Annotated in this window: 15 protein-coding genes; 11 read left to right on the forward strand and 4 right to left on the reverse strand. The window is 66.7% G+C overall.

Annotated features, from left to right (window positions below; all coding sequences use genetic code 11):
• Nucleotides 1–230 precede the first annotated feature (230 nt).
• Together CKY51_RS14805 and glmS are read right to left on the reverse strand one after the other, a co-directional pair.
• Nucleotides 231–704, reverse strand: a complete 474-nt coding sequence (locus CKY51_RS14805) for a hypothetical protein (protein ID WP_022973552.1) — start codon at nucleotides 702–704, stop codon at nucleotides 231–233.
• 94 nt (nucleotides 705–798) lie between these two features.
• On the reverse strand, nucleotides 799–2,628 hold the full coding sequence (glmS, locus tag CKY51_RS14810; protein ID WP_022973553.1) for a glutamine--fructose-6-phosphate transaminase (isomerizing): 1,830 nt from the start codon (nucleotides 2,626–2,628) through the stop codon (nucleotides 799–801).
• Between the two features lie 206 nt (nucleotides 2,629–2,834).
• Here glmS and CKY51_RS14815 point away from each other — a divergent pair, with 206 nt between their 5' ends.
• The 10 genes from CKY51_RS14815 to CKY51_RS14860 all read left to right on the forward strand — a co-directional run bounded on the left by CKY51_RS14815 (nucleotide 2,835) and on the right by CKY51_RS14860 (nucleotide 15,603).
• On the forward strand, nucleotides 2,835–4,109 hold the full coding sequence (locus CKY51_RS14815; protein ID WP_022973554.1) for an efflux RND transporter periplasmic adaptor subunit: 1,275 nt from the start codon (nucleotides 2,835–2,837) through the stop codon (nucleotides 4,107–4,109).
• A gap of 181 nt (nucleotides 4,110–4,290) precedes the next feature.
• On the forward strand, nucleotides 4,291–5,007 hold the full coding sequence (locus tag CKY51_RS14820) for an ABC transporter ATP-binding protein (protein ID WP_152249444.1): 717 nt from the start codon (nucleotides 4,291–4,293) through the stop codon (nucleotides 5,005–5,007).
• Between the two features lie 16 nt (nucleotides 5,008–5,023).
• Nucleotides 5,024–6,346: an ABC transporter permease gene (locus CKY51_RS14825; protein WP_031340423.1), complete on the forward strand. Its 1,323-nt coding sequence runs from the start codon at nucleotides 5,024–5,026 to the stop codon at nucleotides 6,344–6,346.
• 15 nt (nucleotides 6,347–6,361) lie between these two features.
• On the forward strand, nucleotides 6,362–7,576 hold the full coding sequence (locus CKY51_RS14830) for an ABC transporter permease (RefSeq protein ID WP_022973557.1): 1,215 nt from the start codon (nucleotides 6,362–6,364) through the stop codon (nucleotides 7,574–7,576).
• 12 nt (nucleotides 7,577–7,588) lie between these two features.
• On the forward strand, nucleotides 7,589–8,887 hold the full coding sequence (locus tag CKY51_RS14835) for an ABC transporter permease (protein ID WP_152249445.1): 1,299 nt from the start codon (nucleotides 7,589–7,591) through the stop codon (nucleotides 8,885–8,887).
• A 63-nt stretch (nucleotides 8,888–8,950) separates the two neighbouring features.
• Complete coding sequence (locus tag CKY51_RS14840) at nucleotides 8,951–10,177, forward strand: ABC transporter permease (RefSeq protein ID WP_022973560.1); 1,227 nt, start codon at nucleotides 8,951–8,953, stop codon at nucleotides 10,175–10,177.
• A 49-nt stretch (nucleotides 10,178–10,226) separates the two neighbouring features.
• A complete protein-coding gene (locus CKY51_RS14845) occupies nucleotides 10,227–11,534 on the forward strand; it encodes an ABC transporter permease (protein ID WP_022973561.1) in 1,308 nt (435 codons plus the stop codon).
• Between the two features lie 37 nt (nucleotides 11,535–11,571).
• Nucleotides 11,572–12,798, forward strand: coding sequence for an ABC transporter permease (locus CKY51_RS14850; RefSeq protein ID WP_022973562.1), 1,227 nt, complete (start codon nucleotides 11,572–11,574; stop codon nucleotides 12,796–12,798).
• 97 nt (nucleotides 12,799–12,895) lie between these two features.
• Nucleotides 12,896–14,239, forward strand: coding sequence for a sigma-54-dependent transcriptional regulator (locus CKY51_RS14855; RefSeq protein ID WP_022973563.1), 1,344 nt, complete (start codon nucleotides 12,896–12,898; stop codon nucleotides 14,237–14,239).
• Complete coding sequence (locus tag CKY51_RS14860) at nucleotides 14,236–15,603, forward strand: sensor histidine kinase (RefSeq protein WP_022973564.1); 1,368 nt, start codon at nucleotides 14,236–14,238, stop codon at nucleotides 15,601–15,603. Before CKY51_RS14855 ends, CKY51_RS14860 begins: the two co-directional genes overlap by 4 nt.
• A 291-nt stretch (nucleotides 15,604–15,894) precedes the next feature.
• On the opposite strand, the gene glmU is transcribed toward CKY51_RS14860, so the two are convergent.
• Nucleotides 15,895–17,262: a bifunctional UDP-N-acetylglucosamine diphosphorylase/glucosamine-1-phosphate N-acetyltransferase GlmU gene (glmU, locus tag CKY51_RS14870; RefSeq protein WP_022973565.1), complete on the reverse strand. Its 1,368-nt coding sequence runs from the start codon at nucleotides 17,260–17,262 to the stop codon at nucleotides 15,895–15,897.
• Nucleotides 17,263–17,385: 123 nt separating this feature from the next.
• Between glmU and CKY51_RS14875 the strand changes: the two genes are divergently transcribed.
• A complete protein-coding gene (locus tag CKY51_RS14875) occupies nucleotides 17,386–17,787 on the forward strand; it encodes a GtrA family protein (protein ID WP_022973566.1) in 402 nt (133 codons plus the stop codon).
• Between the two features lie 205 nt (nucleotides 17,788–17,992).
• Here the strand turns inward: CKY51_RS14875 and CKY51_RS14880 are convergent, their stop codons facing one another.
• Nucleotides 17,993–18,568: a chorismate mutase gene (locus tag CKY51_RS14880; protein ID WP_031340424.1), complete on the reverse strand. Its 576-nt coding sequence runs from the start codon at nucleotides 18,566–18,568 to the stop codon at nucleotides 17,993–17,995.
• Nucleotides 18,569–18,743: the final 175 nt, after the last annotated feature.

Genomic DNA, 18,743 nt, shown 5'->3' on the forward strand with positions numbered 1-18,743 from the left:
GATCCCTTCCGATGGATGATGGCGCCGCCAATGTCATTGCGCCGGGCGACGAAAAGCACCGCCCATCGCGAAGCGGATCGGCGGTCGACAGCGCAGTTCCTTGATGCAACGAGCAGCATGCTCCCCTGACACTTCGGCCTGCCCAGGCAGTGTGGCGGCCTGTCGCGCGGTTGACAGTCGGGTCGACCCCGACCTGCTGTCGCGGCCCACCCGGCCTACGCGCGCGCCACTCAAGCGTGCAAGATGCCGCCAGCGCCAGACTGCCAGGTTCTTGGCGGACGCAGCGCCGCCAAGGTGCGCACCAATTCGCGATAACTGCTGGCGAGGTCGGCGAATAATCCGGCATCGCTGCAGCGGGTGTCAGCGACTTCAGCGTAGGCGCCGCGCCCCAGATCGATGAAGTAGTCCAGGCTCAGCCGGCGGCGTTGCGCCACACCGGGAAACAAGCCGGCGATCAGCAGGCAACCATCGCCGACATCGCGCAAGGCATCGGCACGGACGCTACCGACCTGCTCCTGCGCATGCAGCCATGCCAGCGCCTGCGTACGCGAAAGCAGATGCGCATCGCGCTGAAAGCGCAGCAGCACGAACACCAGGTAGTGCTCGCGGGATTCGTCCAAAGGCCGGGCGATTCGCTGCCCTGCCTCGCGCACCAGCGCCTGCCACAATTCCGCCGGCGCCCCCTGTTTGAAAGACTCGTACATACGTCCTCCTGCGTGGTGTGACCCTCGCCAGGAGCTTATGCATATCGTGGGCCAATCGGTTGGCAGACCAACCCCGGGGCTGCCAATGCCCCGCTTATTCCACCGTCACCGACTTGGCCAGGTTGCGCGGCTTGTCCACATCGGTGCCGCGCGCCAGCGCGGTGTGATAGGCCAGCAACTGGACCGGGATGGTGTGGGTCACCGGCGAGAGTACGCCGGCATGGCGCGGCGTGCGGATCACGTGGACGCCGTCGGACTCGCTGAATTGACTGTCCTGGTCGGCGAAGACGAACAGCTCACCGCCGCGGGCGCGCACTTCCTGCATGTTCGACTTGACCTTCTCCAGCAAGCGATCGTTGGGCGCGATCACAACCACCGGCATGGTGGCATCGACCAGCGCGAGAGGGCCATGTTTCAACTCGCCGGCCGGGTAGGCCTCGGCATGGATGTAGGAGATTTCCTTGAGCTTGAGCGCGCCTTCCAAGGCGATCGGATAGTGCAGCCCGCGGCCGAGGAACAGCGCATTTTCCTTGCCGGCAAAGCGCTCGGCCCAGGCCGCGATTTGCGGCTCCAGGTTCAGTGCATGCTGCACGCTGCCAGGCAGGAAGCGCAGCTGCTCCAGATAATCGGCTTCAGTGTCTTCGTCAACCCGGCCATGCAGTTTGCCCAGTACCACGGTGAGCTGGAACAACACCGCCAGCTGGGTGGTAAAGGCCTTGGTCGACGCCACGCCGATCTCCGCGCCAGCGCGGGTGTAGCACACCAGCTGGCTGGCTCGCGGGATCGCACTCTCGGGGACGTTGCAGATCGACAGGCTGTGCCGGTGCCCCAGCGACTTGGCGTACTTGAGCGCTTCCATGGTGTCGAGCGTCTCGCCCGACTGCGAAATGGTGACGATCAGATGCCTGGGATTGGCATGCGCGGCGCGATAGCGATATTCGCTGGCGATCTCCACGCTGCAGGGCAGGCCGGCGATGGCCTCGATCCAGTAACGCGCAGTCATGCCGGCGTAGTAGCTGGTTCCGCACGCCAGGATCTGCACACCCTCGATGTCGCGCAACACCGCCTCGGCATGCGCACCGAACAATGTGGCCGGGAAGCCCTTGGCGTCGATGGCGGCCTCGATGGTGTCGGCCAGGGCACGCGGTTGCTCGTGGATTTCCTTCTGCATGAAATGGCGGAATGGCCCCAGCTCCAGCGACGCCAGCGACACGTCCGACAGATGCAGCGGCCGCTCCACGAGCGCATCGTTGCCATCGAAGAGGCGCACGCCGTCGCGCCGTATCTCGGCGGTATCGCCCTCTTCCAGAAAGATCACCTGACGCGTGGCCTGTACCACTGCCGACACGTCCGAGGCGACGAAGTTCTCGCCGTCGCCGATGCCGATCAGCAGCGGACACCCCATGCGTGCACACACCAAACGCTCCGGCTCGGCCTGGCTGACCACCGCCAGTGCGTAGGCACCGGTGAGTTCCTTGACGGTCCGCTGCAAGGCGGCCAGGAGATCGCCGGTGCTGCCGAGGTGGTGGTGGATCAGATGGGCGATGACTTCGGTGTCGGTCTGCGATTCGAACGTGTATCCCAGCGCGCGCAGGCTCTCGCGCTGCTCTTCGTGGTTTTCGATGATGCCGTTATGCACCAGCGCCACGCCGGCGCTGATATGCGGGTGCGCATTGGCCTCGGTGACTCCACCATGGGTGGCCCAGCGGGTGTGGCCGATGCCCAGCACCGCCTCGAACTGCTCGGCATGCGCCGCCTGCGCCATTTCGGCAACCCGTCCGGTGCGGCGTACGCGCCGGAGCTGGCTGCCGGCGAGCACGGCAATGCCGGAGGAATCGTAGCCCCGGTACTCCAGGCGCTTGAGCCCTTCGATCAGGACCGGGACCACATCGCGTCCGGCGATGGCGCCGACAATGCCGCACATAGGACACAACTCTCGCAAGGGAAGCTGTCCAGTCTAGCGATGTCCGTTCTTGTCCGCTGCATGACCGCGAGCGGACATGCTGTCCGCCAAGGTGTCCGCGGACACCGCGGACACTGCGTCGCCCTGAGAAAAACATTCAACATCAATGACTTAATAGTTGGCACGGGACCTGCTGTGATTCTCGCCATTCCACCCCGGCGACCCCGATGATCCGCGACACCTCCGCCCAGGACCAGATCCTTCGCCCCTCCTCCGGGACCGGCCGCGTCTGGCGCCGCTGGCTGCTGCCGGCGATCGGTACGCTTGCCCTGCTGGGCTGCATCGGCTGGGCCGTGTCCGCATGGAGCGCCGGCAGCCGATCCTTCGATGCCAGCCGCGTGCGGATCGGCACCGTGACCCGTGGCGATCTGGTGCGCGATATCGCCGCCGACGGCCGCGTCATCGCCGCCAACAGTCCGATCCTGTATGCCATCTCCGCCGGCAACGTGACCCTGAGCGTGGTCGCCGGCGACGTCGTCAAGCAGGGACAGGAGCTGGCGCGGATCGACAGCCCGGAACTGCGCAGCAAGCTGGCGCAGGAGCAGGCCACGCTGGCCGGCCTGGAGGCGGAAGCCAGCCGTACGGCGCTGGACGCCACCCTGGCGCGCGCCAATGCCAGCAAGCTTACCGACCAGGCCCAGATCGACCGGCAGGCCGCCGCCCGCGACCTGGAGCGGTATCAGCGCGGCTACGACGGCGGCGCGGTGCCGCAGGTGGAGCTGGCCAAGGCGCAGGACACCTTGCGCAAGACCGAGATCGAGCTGCAGCACGCCCAGCGCGATGCCGCCTTGAAGAGCGAGGGCGCGGATCTGGACGCACGCAACAAGCGCTTGCTCGCCGACCGCCAGCGCGCCGTGGTGACCGAGGTGCAACGGCAGGTGGATGCGCTGACCTTGCGCGCGCCCTTCGATGGACAGGTCGGCCAGGTCCAGGCTGTGCAGCACACTCAGGTCGCCGCCAATGCGCCCATTCTCGGCGTGGTCGACCTGTCCAAGTTCGAGGTGGAGATCAAGGTTCCGGAGAGCTTCGCCCGCGACCTGGCGATCGGCATGCCGGCCCAGCTGACCAGCGGCAGCGGCGAACCGTTCGCCGGTGCGATCTCGGCGGTATCGCCGGAAGTGGTCAACGGCGAGGTCAACGCACGCATCCGCTTCACCGACAGGCAGCCGCCTGGTCTGCGTCAAAGCCAGCGCATGAGCGCACGCGTGCTGCTGGATACGCGCCGCAATGTGCTCAAGCTCGAGCGCGGCCCCTTCGTCGAACAATCCGGCGGGCGCTACGCCTACGTCATGGACGGCAACACGGCGATCCGCCGCCCGGTCCAACTCGGCGTCACCAGCCTTGGCGAAGTCGAGGTCCGCTCGGGCCTGCAAGCTGGCGACCGCGTCGTGGTCTCCGGCAGCGATCTGTTCGCGGATGCTCCGCGTGTGACGGTGCATTAGGGCCGGGACCCGGGACCCGGGACCCGCAAAAGCAGTATCTGCACACGTTCACTGTTTGCTCCTGATCTACCGAGTCCCGCACAAACAACACCCACACACCTTTTGCCGTTTGCCTTTGATCTACCGGGTCCCGGGGCCCGGGTCCCGATTCCCGGCTCCACCATCCACAAGGAATTCCGCCATGCTCGAAATGCGCTCCGTCTCCAAGGTCTTCCGCACCGAACAGGTCGAGACGCATGCATTGCGCTCGTTGGACCTGCATGTCCGTGAAGGTGAATTCGTCGCCGTCACTGGCCCCTCCGGCTCCGGCAAGACCACCTTTCTCAACATCGCCGGTCTGTTGGAAACCTTCACCAGCGGCCAGTACCTGCTCGATGGGCAGGATGTCAGCCATCTCAACGACGACGCGCGCTCGCGCATGCGCAACCAGAAGATCGGCTTCATCTTCCAAGGCTTCAACCTGATTCCCGACCTCAACCTGTTCGACAACGTCGATGTGCCGCTGCGCTATCGCGGCATGGCGGCGGCCGAGCGCAAGCAACGCATCGAAGAGGCGCTGAGCCGGGTTGGGCTGGGCTCGCGTATGCGGCACTACCCGTCCGAACTCTCCGGTGGCCAACAACAGCGCGCGGCGATCGCGCGTGCGCTTGCCGGCAGCCCACGTCTGCTGCTGGCCGACGAACCGACTGGCAACCTCGACTCGCAGATGGCACGCGGCGTGCTCGAACTGCTGGAAGAGATCAACGCGCAAGGCTCGACCATCGTCATGGTGACCCACGATCCGGAATTGGCTGCGCGCGCGCAGCGTAACGTGCACATCGTCGACGGCCAGGCCACCGACCTGCAGCGCGAACCGGTACTGGCGCATGGCGGCAGCGATGCCGCAGCCGCGCGCTGACCGGCACGGCGACGGCATGCTCGGCTACTACCTCCAGCAAGCGTGGCGCAGCCTGCGCCGCAGCCCGGTGCTCACCGCGCTGATGGTGCTGTCCATCGCCGTGGGCATCGGCGCGGCGATGACCACGCTGACGGTGCTGCGACTGCTCTCCGGTGATCCATTGCCGGGGCGCAGCCAGCAGATCTTCTTCGCGCAACTGGATCCGCGCCCCAGCAACCGCGCCAACCAGAAGCCGTTCGACAAGCTCGACTACATCTCGGCCATGGACCTGTGGACGCGTGGGCGCGCCGATCGCCAGGCGATGGTCGCCGAGAGCCAGATCAAGGTGCACGCGCCGGACAGCGCCGCCCCGCCCTTGATGACCCAGTTGCTGATGACCCAGGCCGATTTCTTCCCGATGTTCCAGGTGCCGTTCGCCTACGGCAGCGGCTGGCGTGCACGCGAGGACGCGGACCGGGCGCGGGTGGCGGTGATCTCGTCCGATCTCAACGCCAAGCTGTTCCAGGGCCGCAACAGCGTCGGCCGCAGCCTGCTGGTGCGCGGCACCGCTGTGCGCATCGTCGGCGTGCTGGCGCCGTGGCGGCCCTCGCCGCTGTTCTACACCTTGGCCGGCGGCAGCTTTGCCCATGGCGATACCGCCAGCTTCTATGGTCGGACACAGGACGTGTTCATGCCGCTGTCCAGCAGCCTGGAGGTCAACGATGGCCACATCCAGCCGTGGACCTGCTTCAGCGAGGTAGCGTCCGCGATGGACCTGCGCAATGCGCCATGCGTTTGGCTGCAATTGTGGCTCCAGCTGGACACGCCTGCGAAGGTCGCCGACTACCGCCGGCTGCTGGCCGATTACGCGGCGCAGCAGCATGCCGCCGGGCGCATCGGCCGCGCCGACACCGCACGCCTGCTGTCGCTGCCGCAATGGCTGGACCACAACCGTGTGGTCCCCGGCGACGTGCGCCTGCAGAGCTGGCTGGCGCTGGCATTCCTGGGCCTGTGCCTGTTCAACAGCGTCGGTCTGCTGCTGGCCAAGTTCCTGCGCCGCGGCGGCGAGATCGGCGTGCGCCGCGCGCTGGGGGCATCGCGCCGCGCGATCTTCGCGCAGTGCCTGACCGAGGCCAGCGTGATCGGCTTGGTTGGTGGCACCGGCGGCTGGCTGCTGACCCTGCTGGGCCTATGGAGCGTGCGCCAGCAACCGACCGCGTACGCCGACTTGGCACACCTGGACCTGACGACGTTCGCCGGCACCTTCGCCTTGGCGATCGCCTGCAGCCTCGCGGCCGGCCTGTTCCCCGCCCTGCGCGCCAGCCGTATCGCGCCGGCCATGCAACTCAAGAGTCTGTAACCGGGGCCCGCGGCCATGCAAATCACGCCCATTCTCAGCGCGCTGTCGCGCCATCGCATTGCGGCCACGCTGATCGCGCTGGAAGTGGCGCTGGCCTGCGCGGTGCTGTGCAACGCCTTCTTCCTGATCGGTAACCGCCTGCAACTGGTGCACCTGCGCAGCGGCATCGACGAGGCCGCCCTCGGGCTGGTGTCGCTGTCCGGCTGCGACGGCTGCAACGCAACCGACGTCAACGCGCGCGCACTGGATGCGGTGCGCCGCACACCCGGCGTGCGTACGGCCGGCGTCGTCAACACCGTCCCGTTCGCACCGCCGGTGTTCAACAACGGGTTGTGCCTGGACCAGGACTGCAGCCAGATCGGCGGCGTGCCGCACTTCTACATGGTCAGCCCCGGTGCCGTGGCGGCGCTGGCGCTGAAGCCGGACAGCGGCCGCATGTTCGGAGATGCGGACTACCAGCCGCTGGACAATGGCATCCCGAGCGCGGCCGGCGTGTGGGTCACGCATGCGCTGGCCGCGCATCTGTGGCCGGGCCAAGATCCGCTGGGCAAGGAGTTCTGGGCCGGCGGGCACTTCCGCGTGATCGGCACGCTGGAGCACCTGGCGCGCCCCGATCCCGGCCGCAGCGAGGATGGCGTGATCGGCGGCGACTGGTCGGTGGTGATCCCGGTGCGCGAGGCCGCGCAGTCCGGAACCTACGTGCTGCGCGCCGATCCGCGCGAACTGCCGCGGGTGTTGGCGCAGGCGCGCGCCGCGGTGGCGCGTGCAGTGCCCGAAGCGGTGCTGGACAACGCCAACAGCAAGCCGCTGGACGAATTGCGCCAGACGTATTTTCAGAGCGACCGCGCGATGACCGGGCTGCTGCTCGCGGTGGTGGTGGCGATGCTGCTGGTGACTGCGCTGGGCATCATTGGCCTGGCCAGCTTCTGGGTGCAACAACGCACCAAGCAGATCGGCATCCGCCGCGCGCTCGGCGCCACCCGCCGCGACATTCTGGGTTACTTCCAGACCGAGAACCTGCTGCTGGTCGGCGCCGGCGTGGCCCTGGGCATGTTGCTGGCCTACGGCGGAAACCTGCTGCTGATGCAGGTGTTCGAACTGGAACGGCTGCCGGCCAGCTACCTGCCGGTCGGCGCGCTGCTGCTGTGCGCGCTGGGCCAGCTCGCCGTGCTCGCCCCGGCCCTGCGCGCCGCCGCCGTCCCTCCCGCCATCGCCACCCGTAGCGCCTGATCCGGAGTTCCCATGTTCGGCTATTACGTCCGCCTCGCCTTGCGCAGCTTTCGCCGCAACAAGATCCTGACCGCACTGATGGTGCTGGCGATCGCGTTGGGAATCGGCGCCAGCATGACCACCTTGACCGTGTTCTACGTACTCTCCGGCGATCCGATTCCGCACAAGAGCGATCGTCTGTTCTACGTGCAGGTGGATGCGCAGCCCAAGGCCGGCTATCAACCCGGTGAAGAGCCCGATAGCCAGAGCACGCGCTACGATGCCGAGGCCTTGCTGCGCGAAAAGCATGCCAAGCGTCAGGCGATGATGACCGGTGGCGAAGCCGCGATCCAACCCCTCTCAAGCGGCCTGAAACCCTTCAAGTCCCACGTCCGCTTCACCTCGGCCGACTTCTTTCCGATGTTCGAGGCGCCATTCCTGTATGGCCACGCCTGGACCGCCACGGAAGACCAGCGTCACGAGCGCGTCGTCGTCATCAGCAAGCAGCTCAACGAGAAGCTGTTCGACGGCGCCGACAGCGTCGGCCGCGAGCTGCGCATGGACAAGAACACTTTCCGCATCCTCGGCGTGCTCGACAGCTGGGAGCCCAGCCCGCGCTTCTACGATGTCACCGATACCTATGGGTCCGACGAGCAAGCCTATCTGCCGTTCTCGGTCGCAATGGATCTGCAGATGTCACGCAACGGCAGCATGAATTGCTTCGGCGATGCCAACGGCGATCAAACCGCGCTCAACGCGCCCTGTAGCTGGGTGCAGTATTGGGTAGAGCTGCAACAGCCATCGCAGGCCGCCGACTACCTGGCCTATCTGGAGAACTACTCCCAACAGCAGCGCACCGCCGGCCGCTTCCAGCGACCGAACAACGTGCGCCTGCGCAACGTGATGCAATGGCTGGATCATAACGAAGTGGTCCCCGGCGACGTCCGCCTGCAACTCTGGTTGGCGATGGGGTTTCTGTTGGTCTGCCTGCTCAATACCGTCGGCCTGCTGCTGGCCAAGTTCCTGCGCCGCAGCGGCGAAATCGGCGTGCGCCGGGCGTTGGGCGCCTCGCGCTGGGCGATCTTTGCGCAGTGCCTGGTGGAAGCCGGCGCCATTGGCCTGGCTGGCGGCATCGCCGGGCTCGGGCTGGCCATGGTCGGACTATGGGCGGTCCGCCAGCAGCCTGCCGACTACGCCAAGCTCGCCCATCTGGATCCGGCGATGCTGGTACTGACCTTCGTCATGGCCTTGGTCGCAAGCCTGCTCGCCGGTGTCCTGCCGGCCTGGCGCGCCATCCAGATCGCCCCGGCGCTGCAGCTCAAATCCTCTTGACGACCGTGCCCGCCGCGCCGCGGCGGGCGGACCGCAACCCAGGTTACGCACAAGGTTACCGCCATGGATATCCGACCCATCCTTTCCACCCTACGCCGGCACAAGACTGCTGCCGCGCTGATCGTGCTGGAAATCGCGCTGGCCTGCGCCATCGTCTGCAATGCCCTGTTCCTGATCGACAACCGCATCGAAACCCTGCACCGGCCCAGCGGCATCGCCGAATCGGAACTGGTGACGGTGTCGCTGGGCGGTATTGGCCAGCAGGTCAATGCTGCAGCACGTACCCGCGAAGACCTGGCCGCGTTGCGCGCGCTACCCGGCGTGCGCAACGCGACCGTGCTCAATCAAATGCCATTCGTGCGCTATTCCTGGAACACCAGCCTGGGACTGACGCCCAACCAGGAGCGACCCACGCTCAACGCCGCGCAATACATGGCCGACGAAGGCACGCTGAAGACTCTGGGATTGCGCTTGGTGGCCGGACGCGACTTCACGCCCGACGAATACATCGACCTGCAGGACGCACAGACCAGCCACAGCGTGCGGGAAAAAGGCACGGCGATCATTCTCAACCGCGCGACCGCCGAAAAGATGTTTCCTGGGCAAAACGCCTTGGGCAAGAACGTATACACCGGCTCGGTGGCCGCGCGCGTCGTGGGCATCGTCGAGCCGCTGGCGCGGCCGAATGCAAATGGCAACCTGGGCGAAATCGACTACGCCATGTTGCTGCCGCTGCGCATGACGTATGCCGATGGCCTGTACGTGCTGCGCGTCACCGATCCCGCACGGCGCCAGGAGGTGCTGAACGCCGCCGCAGCGGCGCTGATGAAGGTCGACAGCAGTCGCCTGGTGCTCAAGCAAGAAACCTACGAAGAGATCCGCGGCAACTATTTCCAGGGCGACCGCGCGATGGTGTGGCTGCTCGGCGCGGTCTGCATTGCGCTCTTGGTGGTGACGGCACTGGGCATCGTGGGACTGGCCAGCTTCTGGGTGCAGCAGCGCACCAAGCAAATCGGCATCCGCCGCGCACTCGGCGCCACCCGCGGGCAGATCCTGCGCTATTTCCAAACCGAGAACTTCCTGCTGGCCAGCACCGGCATCGTGCTCGGCATGCTGCTCGCCTACGCCATCAACCAATGGCTGATGGGCAAGTACGAGCTGCCGCGACTGCCGGTGTCCTACCTGCCGATCGGCGCAGTGACGCTGTGGCTGCTCGGGCAGATAGCCGTGTTGGCGCCGGCACGGCGCGCGGCCGCTGTCCCCCCGGCGGTGGCCACCCGCAGCACTTGAAGCCTCTGCTCGACCGGCATCATGCCGACCTTCTTCTCAGGACTCCTGCATGTTCGGCTATTACTGCAAACTGGCGCTGCACAGCTTCGGCCGCAACCGGCTGCTCACCACCTTGATGGTGCTGGCCATCGCCATCGGCATCGGCATCGGCGCATCGATGACCACGCTGACCGTGTTCCATGTCTTGGCCGCCGATCCGATCCCGGGCAAGAGCACGCGGCTGTTCTACGTGGAGATGAACGTCTATCCGGACGAAAGTTACGAACCCTCCAGCGAGGCGCCGTTGCAGCTGACCCGCCGCGATGCAGAGGCGTTGTTGCGCGACAGGCGCGGCGACCGCCAGGCGATGATGTCCGCCGGCGGCGTCACCGTGGTGCCGGCGCGCGCGACCCAGACTCCGTTTTCTGTCGAGGCGCGCTACACCAGCGCCGATTTCTTCCCGATGTTCGCCGTACCGATGCGTTACGGGCACGCCTGGACCGGCGAGGACGATCGCCGCCGCGCGCGGGTCGCAGTCATTTCGCGGCATCTGAACGAACAACTGTTCGGCGACATCGACAGTGTCGGCAAGGACCTGCAGATCGGCGACACGGCGCTGCGCATCGTCGGCGTGGTTGACGATTGGAGCATGAATCCGCGCTTCTACGACATGACCAACGAGACCTACGCCGACAGCGAGGACGTATTCGTCCCGTTTTCGACCTCGCGCGAACTGGAACTCGGCTCCCGCGGCACGATGGATTGCTGGGGAGACAGCCCGAATGGCCCGACTGGCGAAAACGCCCCCTGCGTGTGGATCCAGTACTGGGTCGAGCTGGGCGATGCCGGCAAGCAGGCCGCCTATCGCGACTACCTGGAAAGCTACGCCCGCCAGCAGCACGACAGCGGACGCTTCAGCCATTCGGCCGACAACCGGCTGAGCGACGTGATGACGTGGCTGGATAGAAATCACGCCGTTCCTGCCGACGTGCGCCTGCAACTTTGGCTGGCGTTGGTCTTCCTGGGCATCTGCCTGCTCAATACCGTCGGTCTGATGCTGGCCAAGTTCCTGCGCCATGGCGGCGAAATCGGCGTACGCCGCGCCCTCGGCGCCTCGCGCCGCGCGATCTTCGCCCAGCATCTGGTCGAGGCCGGAATGATCGGTGTGGCGGGCGGCGCGATCGGTCTGCTGTTCGCCTGGATCGGCCTGTGGCTGGTGCGGCGGCAACCGGCCGACTATGCCTCGCTGGCGCACATGGACGGCAGCATGCTGCTGGGCACGCTGCTGCTGGCCTTGTGCAGCAGCCTGCTCGCCGGCGCACTGCCGGCGTGGCAGGCCATGCGCGTGCAGACCGCGCTGCAACTCAAATCGCAATGACGCCCCGCGCCCGCCCTTTCCTTCAGGACCATCAGCCGTGCACATCCGCCCCATTCTCTCCAGCCTGCGCAAGCACAAGATCGCGGCACTGCTCATCGTGCTGGAGATCGCCTTCAGCTGCGCGGTGGTGTGCAACGCGCTGTTCCTGATCAACCTACGCCTGGAACGCATGCAACGCCCCACTGGCGCGGTCGAGCAGCAACTCGTGCAAGTGCGCATCCGCAGCGTGACCAAGAACGACAACAGCATCGCGCTGACGCGCGAAGATCTGGATGCCCTGCGTCGCATTCCCGGCGTGAGCCAGGCCAGCGTCGTCAATCAACCGATATTCGGCAGCACGGTCAGCTCTAGCGGTATCTCGCTGCGCGCCGACCAGCAACGCAGCACCCTGCGCGCCACCAACTACTTCGGCGACATGCAGCTGCTGGACACGCTCGGGCTGACCCTGGTCGCCGGCCGTCGGTTCCAACCTGACGAATTCCTCGACTACGCGCGGCTGCAGAACCCCAACGATACCGGCACGCTGCCGTCGGTCATCCTGAGCCAGGCGCTGGCGCAGCGCCTGTTCCCCGACGGTACCGCGCTGGGCCGCAGCATCCATGTGTTCGGCGAGCACCGCATCGTCGGCATCGTGCAGCGCCTGGTGCAGCCGCGCGACTTCGGCACGTCCGCCGACTACGAGGACGCGATGCTGTTCCCGGTCAACATGCCCTACACCAACGGTACCTACCTGCTGCGGGTGACCGATCCGGCACAGCGCGAAGCGGTGCTGCAGCAGGCGCGAACTGTGCTGTTGGCGCACGGGCCCAAGCGCATGATCCAGGACAACGGCACGATGACCGTGCAGCAGGCGCGCGCGGGCTACTACCGCAACGACCATGCGATGGCCTGGCTGTTGGTCGGGGTGTGCGCGATGCTGCTGCTGATCACCGCGCTGGGTATCGTCGGCCTGGCCAGCTTCTGGGTGCAGCAGCGCACCAAGCAGATCGGCGTGCGCCGCGCGCTCGGCGCCACCCGCGGCCAGGTGCTGCGCTATTTCCAGCTGGAAAACCTCCTGCTCGCCAGCGCCGGAATCGTCCTGGGCATGCTGCTGGCCTACGCCGCCAACCTGTATCTGATGAGCGCTTACGAACTGCCACGACTGCCACTGTGGTACTTGCCCGTCGGCGCACTGGCGTTGTGGCTGCTCGGCCAGCTCGCGGTACTCGGGCCGGCGCGGCGCGCCACCCGCGTGCCGCCGGCGGTCGCCACGCGCAGCGCCTGACTGTCCGGTGGGTGCACGACAAGCCGCGCGCGCGCTGCGATGATGCACCTGGTCCGCTTCCATTCGCTGGCACACCCACTCGCGCCCAAGGTCCCTGATGCCCTGCCTGCTGATCATCGACGACAACCCCGCCGTCGCCACCGCGCTGGAAGTCCTGTTCTCCCTGCACGACATCGACACCGTCCATGCCGACAGCCCGCAGGCTGGTCTGCAACGTCTGGCCGAGGGCGACATCGACCTGGTGCTGCAGGACATGAACTTCACCGCCGATACCACCTCCGGCGAGGAAGGCGTGGCCTTGTTTGCGGCGATCCGCGCGCAATACCCGGATCTGCCGGTGGTCCTGCTGACCGCCTGGACCCAGCTCAGCAGTGCGGTGGAGCTGGTCAAGGCCGGCGCCGCCGACTACCTGGCCAAGCCGTGGGACGACCGCAAGCTGCTGACCACCGTCAACAACCTGCTGGAATTGGCCGAGACACGTCACGAACTGGAGCGCCGCCGCGATGGCGAGCGCCGCCATCGCGCACAGTTGGCCCAGCGCTACGATCTGCGTGGCGCGGTGTTCGCCGACCCTGCCAGCGAACGCGCCATCGCCCTGGCCTGCCAGGTGGCCCGCTCGCCGCTGCCGGTGCTGATCACCGGCCCCAACGGCAGCGGCAAGGAGAAGATTGCCGAGATCATCCAGGCCAACTCGGCGGTGCGCCATGGTCCGTTCGTGGCCTTGAACTGCGGCGCAATTCCTGCCGACCTGATCGAGGCCGAGTTGTTCGGCGCCGAGGCCGGTGCCTATACCGGTGCCAACAAGCTACGTGAGGGCAAGTTCGAAGCCGCCGATGGCGGCACGCTGTTCCTGGACGAAATCGGCAACCTCTCGCTGAGCGGGCAAATGAAGTTGTTGCGCGTGCTGGAGACCGGACGCTTCGAGCGGCTGGGCTCCAATCGCGAACGTCAGGCCAAGGTGCGGGTGATCAGCGCCACCAACGCCGATCTCACTCAGATGATCCGCGAGGGCACGTTCCGCGAGGACTTGTACTACCGACTCAACGCGGTGGAGCTGTCGCTGCCCGCGCTGGCCGAGCGCCCCGGCGACATCGTGCCGCTGGCCGAGCATTTCCTGTCCGGCGACAAGCGGCTGTCCGCCGGCGCCCGGCAGGCGCTGCAGCGCCACAGCTGGCCAGGCAATGTGCGCGAACTGCGCAACGTGGTCCAGCGTGCGGAGTTGCTGGCCGACGGCCCGCAGATCGAGCCCACCGACTTCAACTTTCCCAGGTCCATGCCGGTCCGCAGTGTCAGCGTCGCGGTCGCCGAGCCCGACCGCGAGCGTATCGTCGCGGTGTTGGCACGTGCCAATGGCGTCATCGCGCAGGCCGCTTCGGAGTTGGGCATGAGCCGGCAAGCGCTATACCGACGCATGGACCGCTACGGTATCCCGCGCGAATGAAACTGCGCCGCTCCTTCACCGTGTCGCTGTTCCTGCGCCTGCTGCCGGTGCTGGCCCTGGCCGCCGCATTGCCGTGGCTGCTGGCCTACTGGATGGACCGCGGCTGGGAGGTGGTAACGGCATCGGCAGTCGTGCTGCTGGCGCTGATGTGGTGGACGCTGCGGCGTGCCACCGCGCCGATGCGGTCGCTGTTCCGGGCACTGGCTGGCACCGTCAGCAGTTACCGCGACGGCGAATACAACTTCGGTGTGCATTGGCGTGGCGACGATGAACTCGGCGAAATGGTCGCCGCCCACGCGCAATTGGGCGAGATCCTGCGCGAGCAGCGTCAGGGCCTGGCGCAGCGTGAATTGATGCTCGACACCATGGTGCAGAACACCCCGGTGGCGATGCTGCTGATCGCCAAGGGCGGCGACGGCTTGCGTCGGGTGGCGTTCTCCAACCTGGCCGCACGCAAGCTCCTGCACGGCGGCTGGAAGCTGGAAGGCCAGCGCCTGGACGATCTGTTGCTGAGTCTGCCGGCGCCCTTGCGCGAAGCGATCGCCCGTGGCGGCGACAGCCTCTTCGTCACCGAAGGCGACGATTCCGACCCGGAAGAAGAACAGATCTATCACCTGTCGCGGCGGCGCTTCCATCTCAATGGACGCCCGCATGAGTTGCTGTTGATCCGCCTGCTCACCGCCGAGTTGCGCCGTCAGGAGGTGCATACCTGGAAGAAGGTGATCCGGGTCATCAGCCACGAGCTCAACAACTCGCTGGCACCGATCGCTTCATTGGCGCATTCCGGCGCCGAACTGGTGCGCCGGCAGAAATTCGACCGCCTGGAAGAAGTGTTCGGCACCATCGAGGAGCGCGCCCGACACTTGGAGGGCTTCATCCGTGGCTATGCGCGCTTCGCCAAACTGCCGCAGCCGCAGCTGCAAACCGTGCAGTGGGCGCAGTTTCTGGCTGGGTTGCAGCAACAGATCCCGTTCGCGCTGGAGATGGAGGCGCCCGACTTGCATAGTCGTGTCGACCCGGCGCAACTGCAGCAGGCCTTGCTCAACCTGGTCAAGAACGCGCACGAATCCCTGCCGGAGGGCCAGACACCAAGCGAGGACGTGCGCGTGCGCGTGTCAACGCGCCCGGACTGGCTGCGCGTGGAGGTGATGGATCGCGGCAGCGGCATGAACGAGGCGGTGTTGCACAACGCACTGATGCCCTTCTATTCGACCAAGCGCAACGGCACCGGCCTGGGCCTGGCCTTGACGCGCGAAATCGTCGAAGCGCACGGCGGCCGGCTGTCGTTGCATAACCGCGACGGCGGCGGCCTGTGCGTGACGCTTGCGCTACCGCTGGCCGCATCGCTCGACGACGGCGCTTAAGGTGTACTACGCGCACGTTGAGGTGAGTGCGGAGTGTTTTGTACCGTGTGAGACAAAAGGTGCTGCGGCCCAGGCTGCCGTGGGCAAGGCCCGCAACCCGGTCTCGGCGCGCCATAGGACGCTCAACGGAGGGTGGGCCGTCAGCGGCACGGAACGTGCGCCGCGCCGCTTGCCTTGACTACAGCCACGCAGCACCCGCTCCGCCCCGCTGACGGCCAACGCATCTCAGCTCAAAGTGCGTAACACGCTCTAGAACCGAGCGACAACGCGACCATCGCCTGCTGGCCGTGCTCAGTCTTTCTTGCCCGGGCGTTCCCAGCTGTCGATGGTGTCCTGCCGGGCGCGGGTCAAGGTCAATTTGCCTGGCGGCGCACTGCGGGTGATCACCGATCCTGCGCCGATGGTGGCGCCAGCGCCGATCTCCAGCGGCGCGACCAAGGCGCTGTTGGAGCCGATAAACGCGTTGTCGCCAATGGTGGTCTGCGACTTGTTCACGCCATCGTAGTTGCAGGTGATAGTGCCGGCGCCGATGTTGACCTTGCTGCCGATCACCGCATCGCCGAGATAGGTCAGGTGGTTGGCCTTGCTGCCAACGCCCATGACGGCTTTCTTGGTCTCGACGAAGTTGCCGATGTGCACGCCATCGGCGAGCACCGTGCCCGGGCGCAAGCGTGCGAACGGCCCGATCTGCACCGCGCCTTCGGTGACCACGCCCTCCAGGTCGCAGTGCGCACGCACCTGCGTTCCCGGCCCCAGCCTGACATCGCGCAGGCGGACGAACGGCCCGATCTCCACCCCATCGCCGAGCACCACCTCGCCTTCGAGGATCACGTCGATGTCCAGCTGCACGTCCCGTCCTACCTGCACGCTCCCACGCTGCTCCACGCGCGCCGGATCGGCCATGCGTACGCCCTGCTGGCACAACGCGCGCGCCGCACGCAGCTGCCAGGCACGCTCGAGCTGAGCGAGCTGCCACGGATCGTTGGCGCCCTCGACCTCCGTCGGGTCGGCGACATGCACCATGTCCGCAGGGGTGAACTCGGCGGCGGCGCTGGCGAATACATCGGTCAGATAGAACTCGCCTTGCGCATTGGTGTTGGAAAGACGCCCAAGCCAACGACGCAAGGCGGTGGACTCGGCGGTCAGGATGCCGGTGTTGATGGTGCGGATGCGTCGCTGCTCATCGTCGGCATCCTTCTGCTCGACGATCGAGGCGACCTTGCCCTCCGGATCACGCACGATGCGCCCGTAGCCGGTGGGATCGGCCAGATCGGCCACCAGCACCGCGATGCGGCCAGGCGACTGCAGCAACGCTTGCAGGCTTTCGGCACGGATCAGCGGCACATCGCCGTACAGCACCAGGACCGTCGCGGCATCGGGAATGGCCTGCATCGCCTGCGCAACCGCGTGGCCGGTGCCGAGTTGTTGCCGCTGCTCGGCCCACTGCAGATCGCTCTGCGCGGCGAACGCCGCCTGCACCTGCGCACCGCCATGGCCATGCACGAGGTGGATCGCTGCCGGCTGCAACTGCCGGGCGGTAGCGATCACATGCGCCAGCATCGGCTGCCCGGCTACCGGCTGCAGTACCTTGGGCAGGGACGAACGCATGCGCTTGCCTTCGCCGGCAGCCAGGATCACGACATGGAGAGGCAGATGCATCGCGTGCTTCCAAGGACACGGGGCGTTCGATTTTACCGCTGCGCCGTGGCGACGTCGCTCACGGCGACCGCATGGCGGCCGATGACACCTTCTTACGCGCGGCTGCGGCTAGCATGTGCGCCCATGAAGCACCGCCCCTCCACCAGCCTGGTCCGCCAGGGCAGCCAGTTCGCGGTCATTGGCGCAATCCAATTGGCGGTGGACTGTACGATCTTCATCGCCGCCACTGCCGCCGGTCTGCCAGCCATCCCGGCCAATCTGCTGGGACGCGTCAGTGGCGCCACGTTGGGCTTCTGGCTCAATGGCCGCTTCACCTTTGCGCAGGCCGGCGATGCACGCCTGGGATGGCAGCGCTTCGCACGTTTCGCGGTGATGTGGGTCGGCCTGACCGTCATCAGCACCTGGCTGCTGGCAGCGACGGTGGATCTGGTCGGCCTGCGCCAGGCCTGGCTCGCCAAACCCATCGTCGAGGGCGGGTTGGCGGTGATCTCGTTCTTCCTGGGCCGCCACCTGGTCTATCGCTAGCAGCGCCCGGTCATCGGCCTGGGCAGCGACGCCGGGCGCTGCGGGTCATGCGCCGGCGCAAGAAGAAGAACGCTTGCTCTCCGGGCGACCGTCGCAGCGCAGCGTTGCACGACGGTGGCCTCGACAAGCGCTGCGCCTACCGCGCAACCGCCTGCCACGGAACGCCTGCCGCGATGCCCCCACGGCAAGCGCACCGCCGCCTCCATCAGGGCTGGCGACAGAAATCGCCCATGCTGCGGACCAGGGCGGCGTGATGGACCGCATCCAGTTGCCACTGCGCCGCGTAGTGCGAGACCGCGCGCGCCGTCGCCCGCGGGCACTCCGGTTCGGCGCGCGCAGCGGCCGCTTGCGCCAGCGCATCCAGCAGTTGGCCCTGCAACTGATCCAGTCGCGCGCGCAATGCCGTCAGGTCCGGCCGCGCGGTATCGGGCGCCCGGCCCCGCTCGCGCCAACGTTGCAGCAAGGCATACTGCACGCTCTTGTTGGCTTCGATCTGCGCGGCAAAGAAACGCGCCGCATCGTCGGCATCCACGCCATGCGCCGGCGCCTGGTCGCGTACGCTTTGCAGCACCGCCGCTTCGCGCGCCTGGTCGAGCACTGGCTTGCCGCTATCCCATTTGCTCAGCGCCACTTCGTCGCCGATCGCGTTGCGCTCGACCACCCGGTCCAGCAACGGATCCAGCGCGGGCGTGCTGCGTGCCGGCAGCGCACACCCCAAAAGTACTGCCATGCAGGCCGCACCCAATACCTGTTTGTGCAACACCGCGCTCAGACCGGCCATCGCTTGCTCCTCGTACGAATGGATACACCGCCGCGCCTGGGTGGGGTCAACCAACCCCGACAGCAGCACCGTCGCCAGTGTCGCAGACGCATCTTTGCAGGCACGTGGCAGGTGGACAACGCCATCGCCGAAAACGAAAACGCCGACCATGGGCCGGCGTTTTTGTGCTGCGCAG

The sequence above is a fragment of the Xanthomonas maliensis genome, assembly GCF_009192945.1.
Taxonomy (GTDB): domain Bacteria; phylum Pseudomonadota; class Gammaproteobacteria; order Xanthomonadales; family Xanthomonadaceae; genus Xanthomonas; species Xanthomonas maliensis.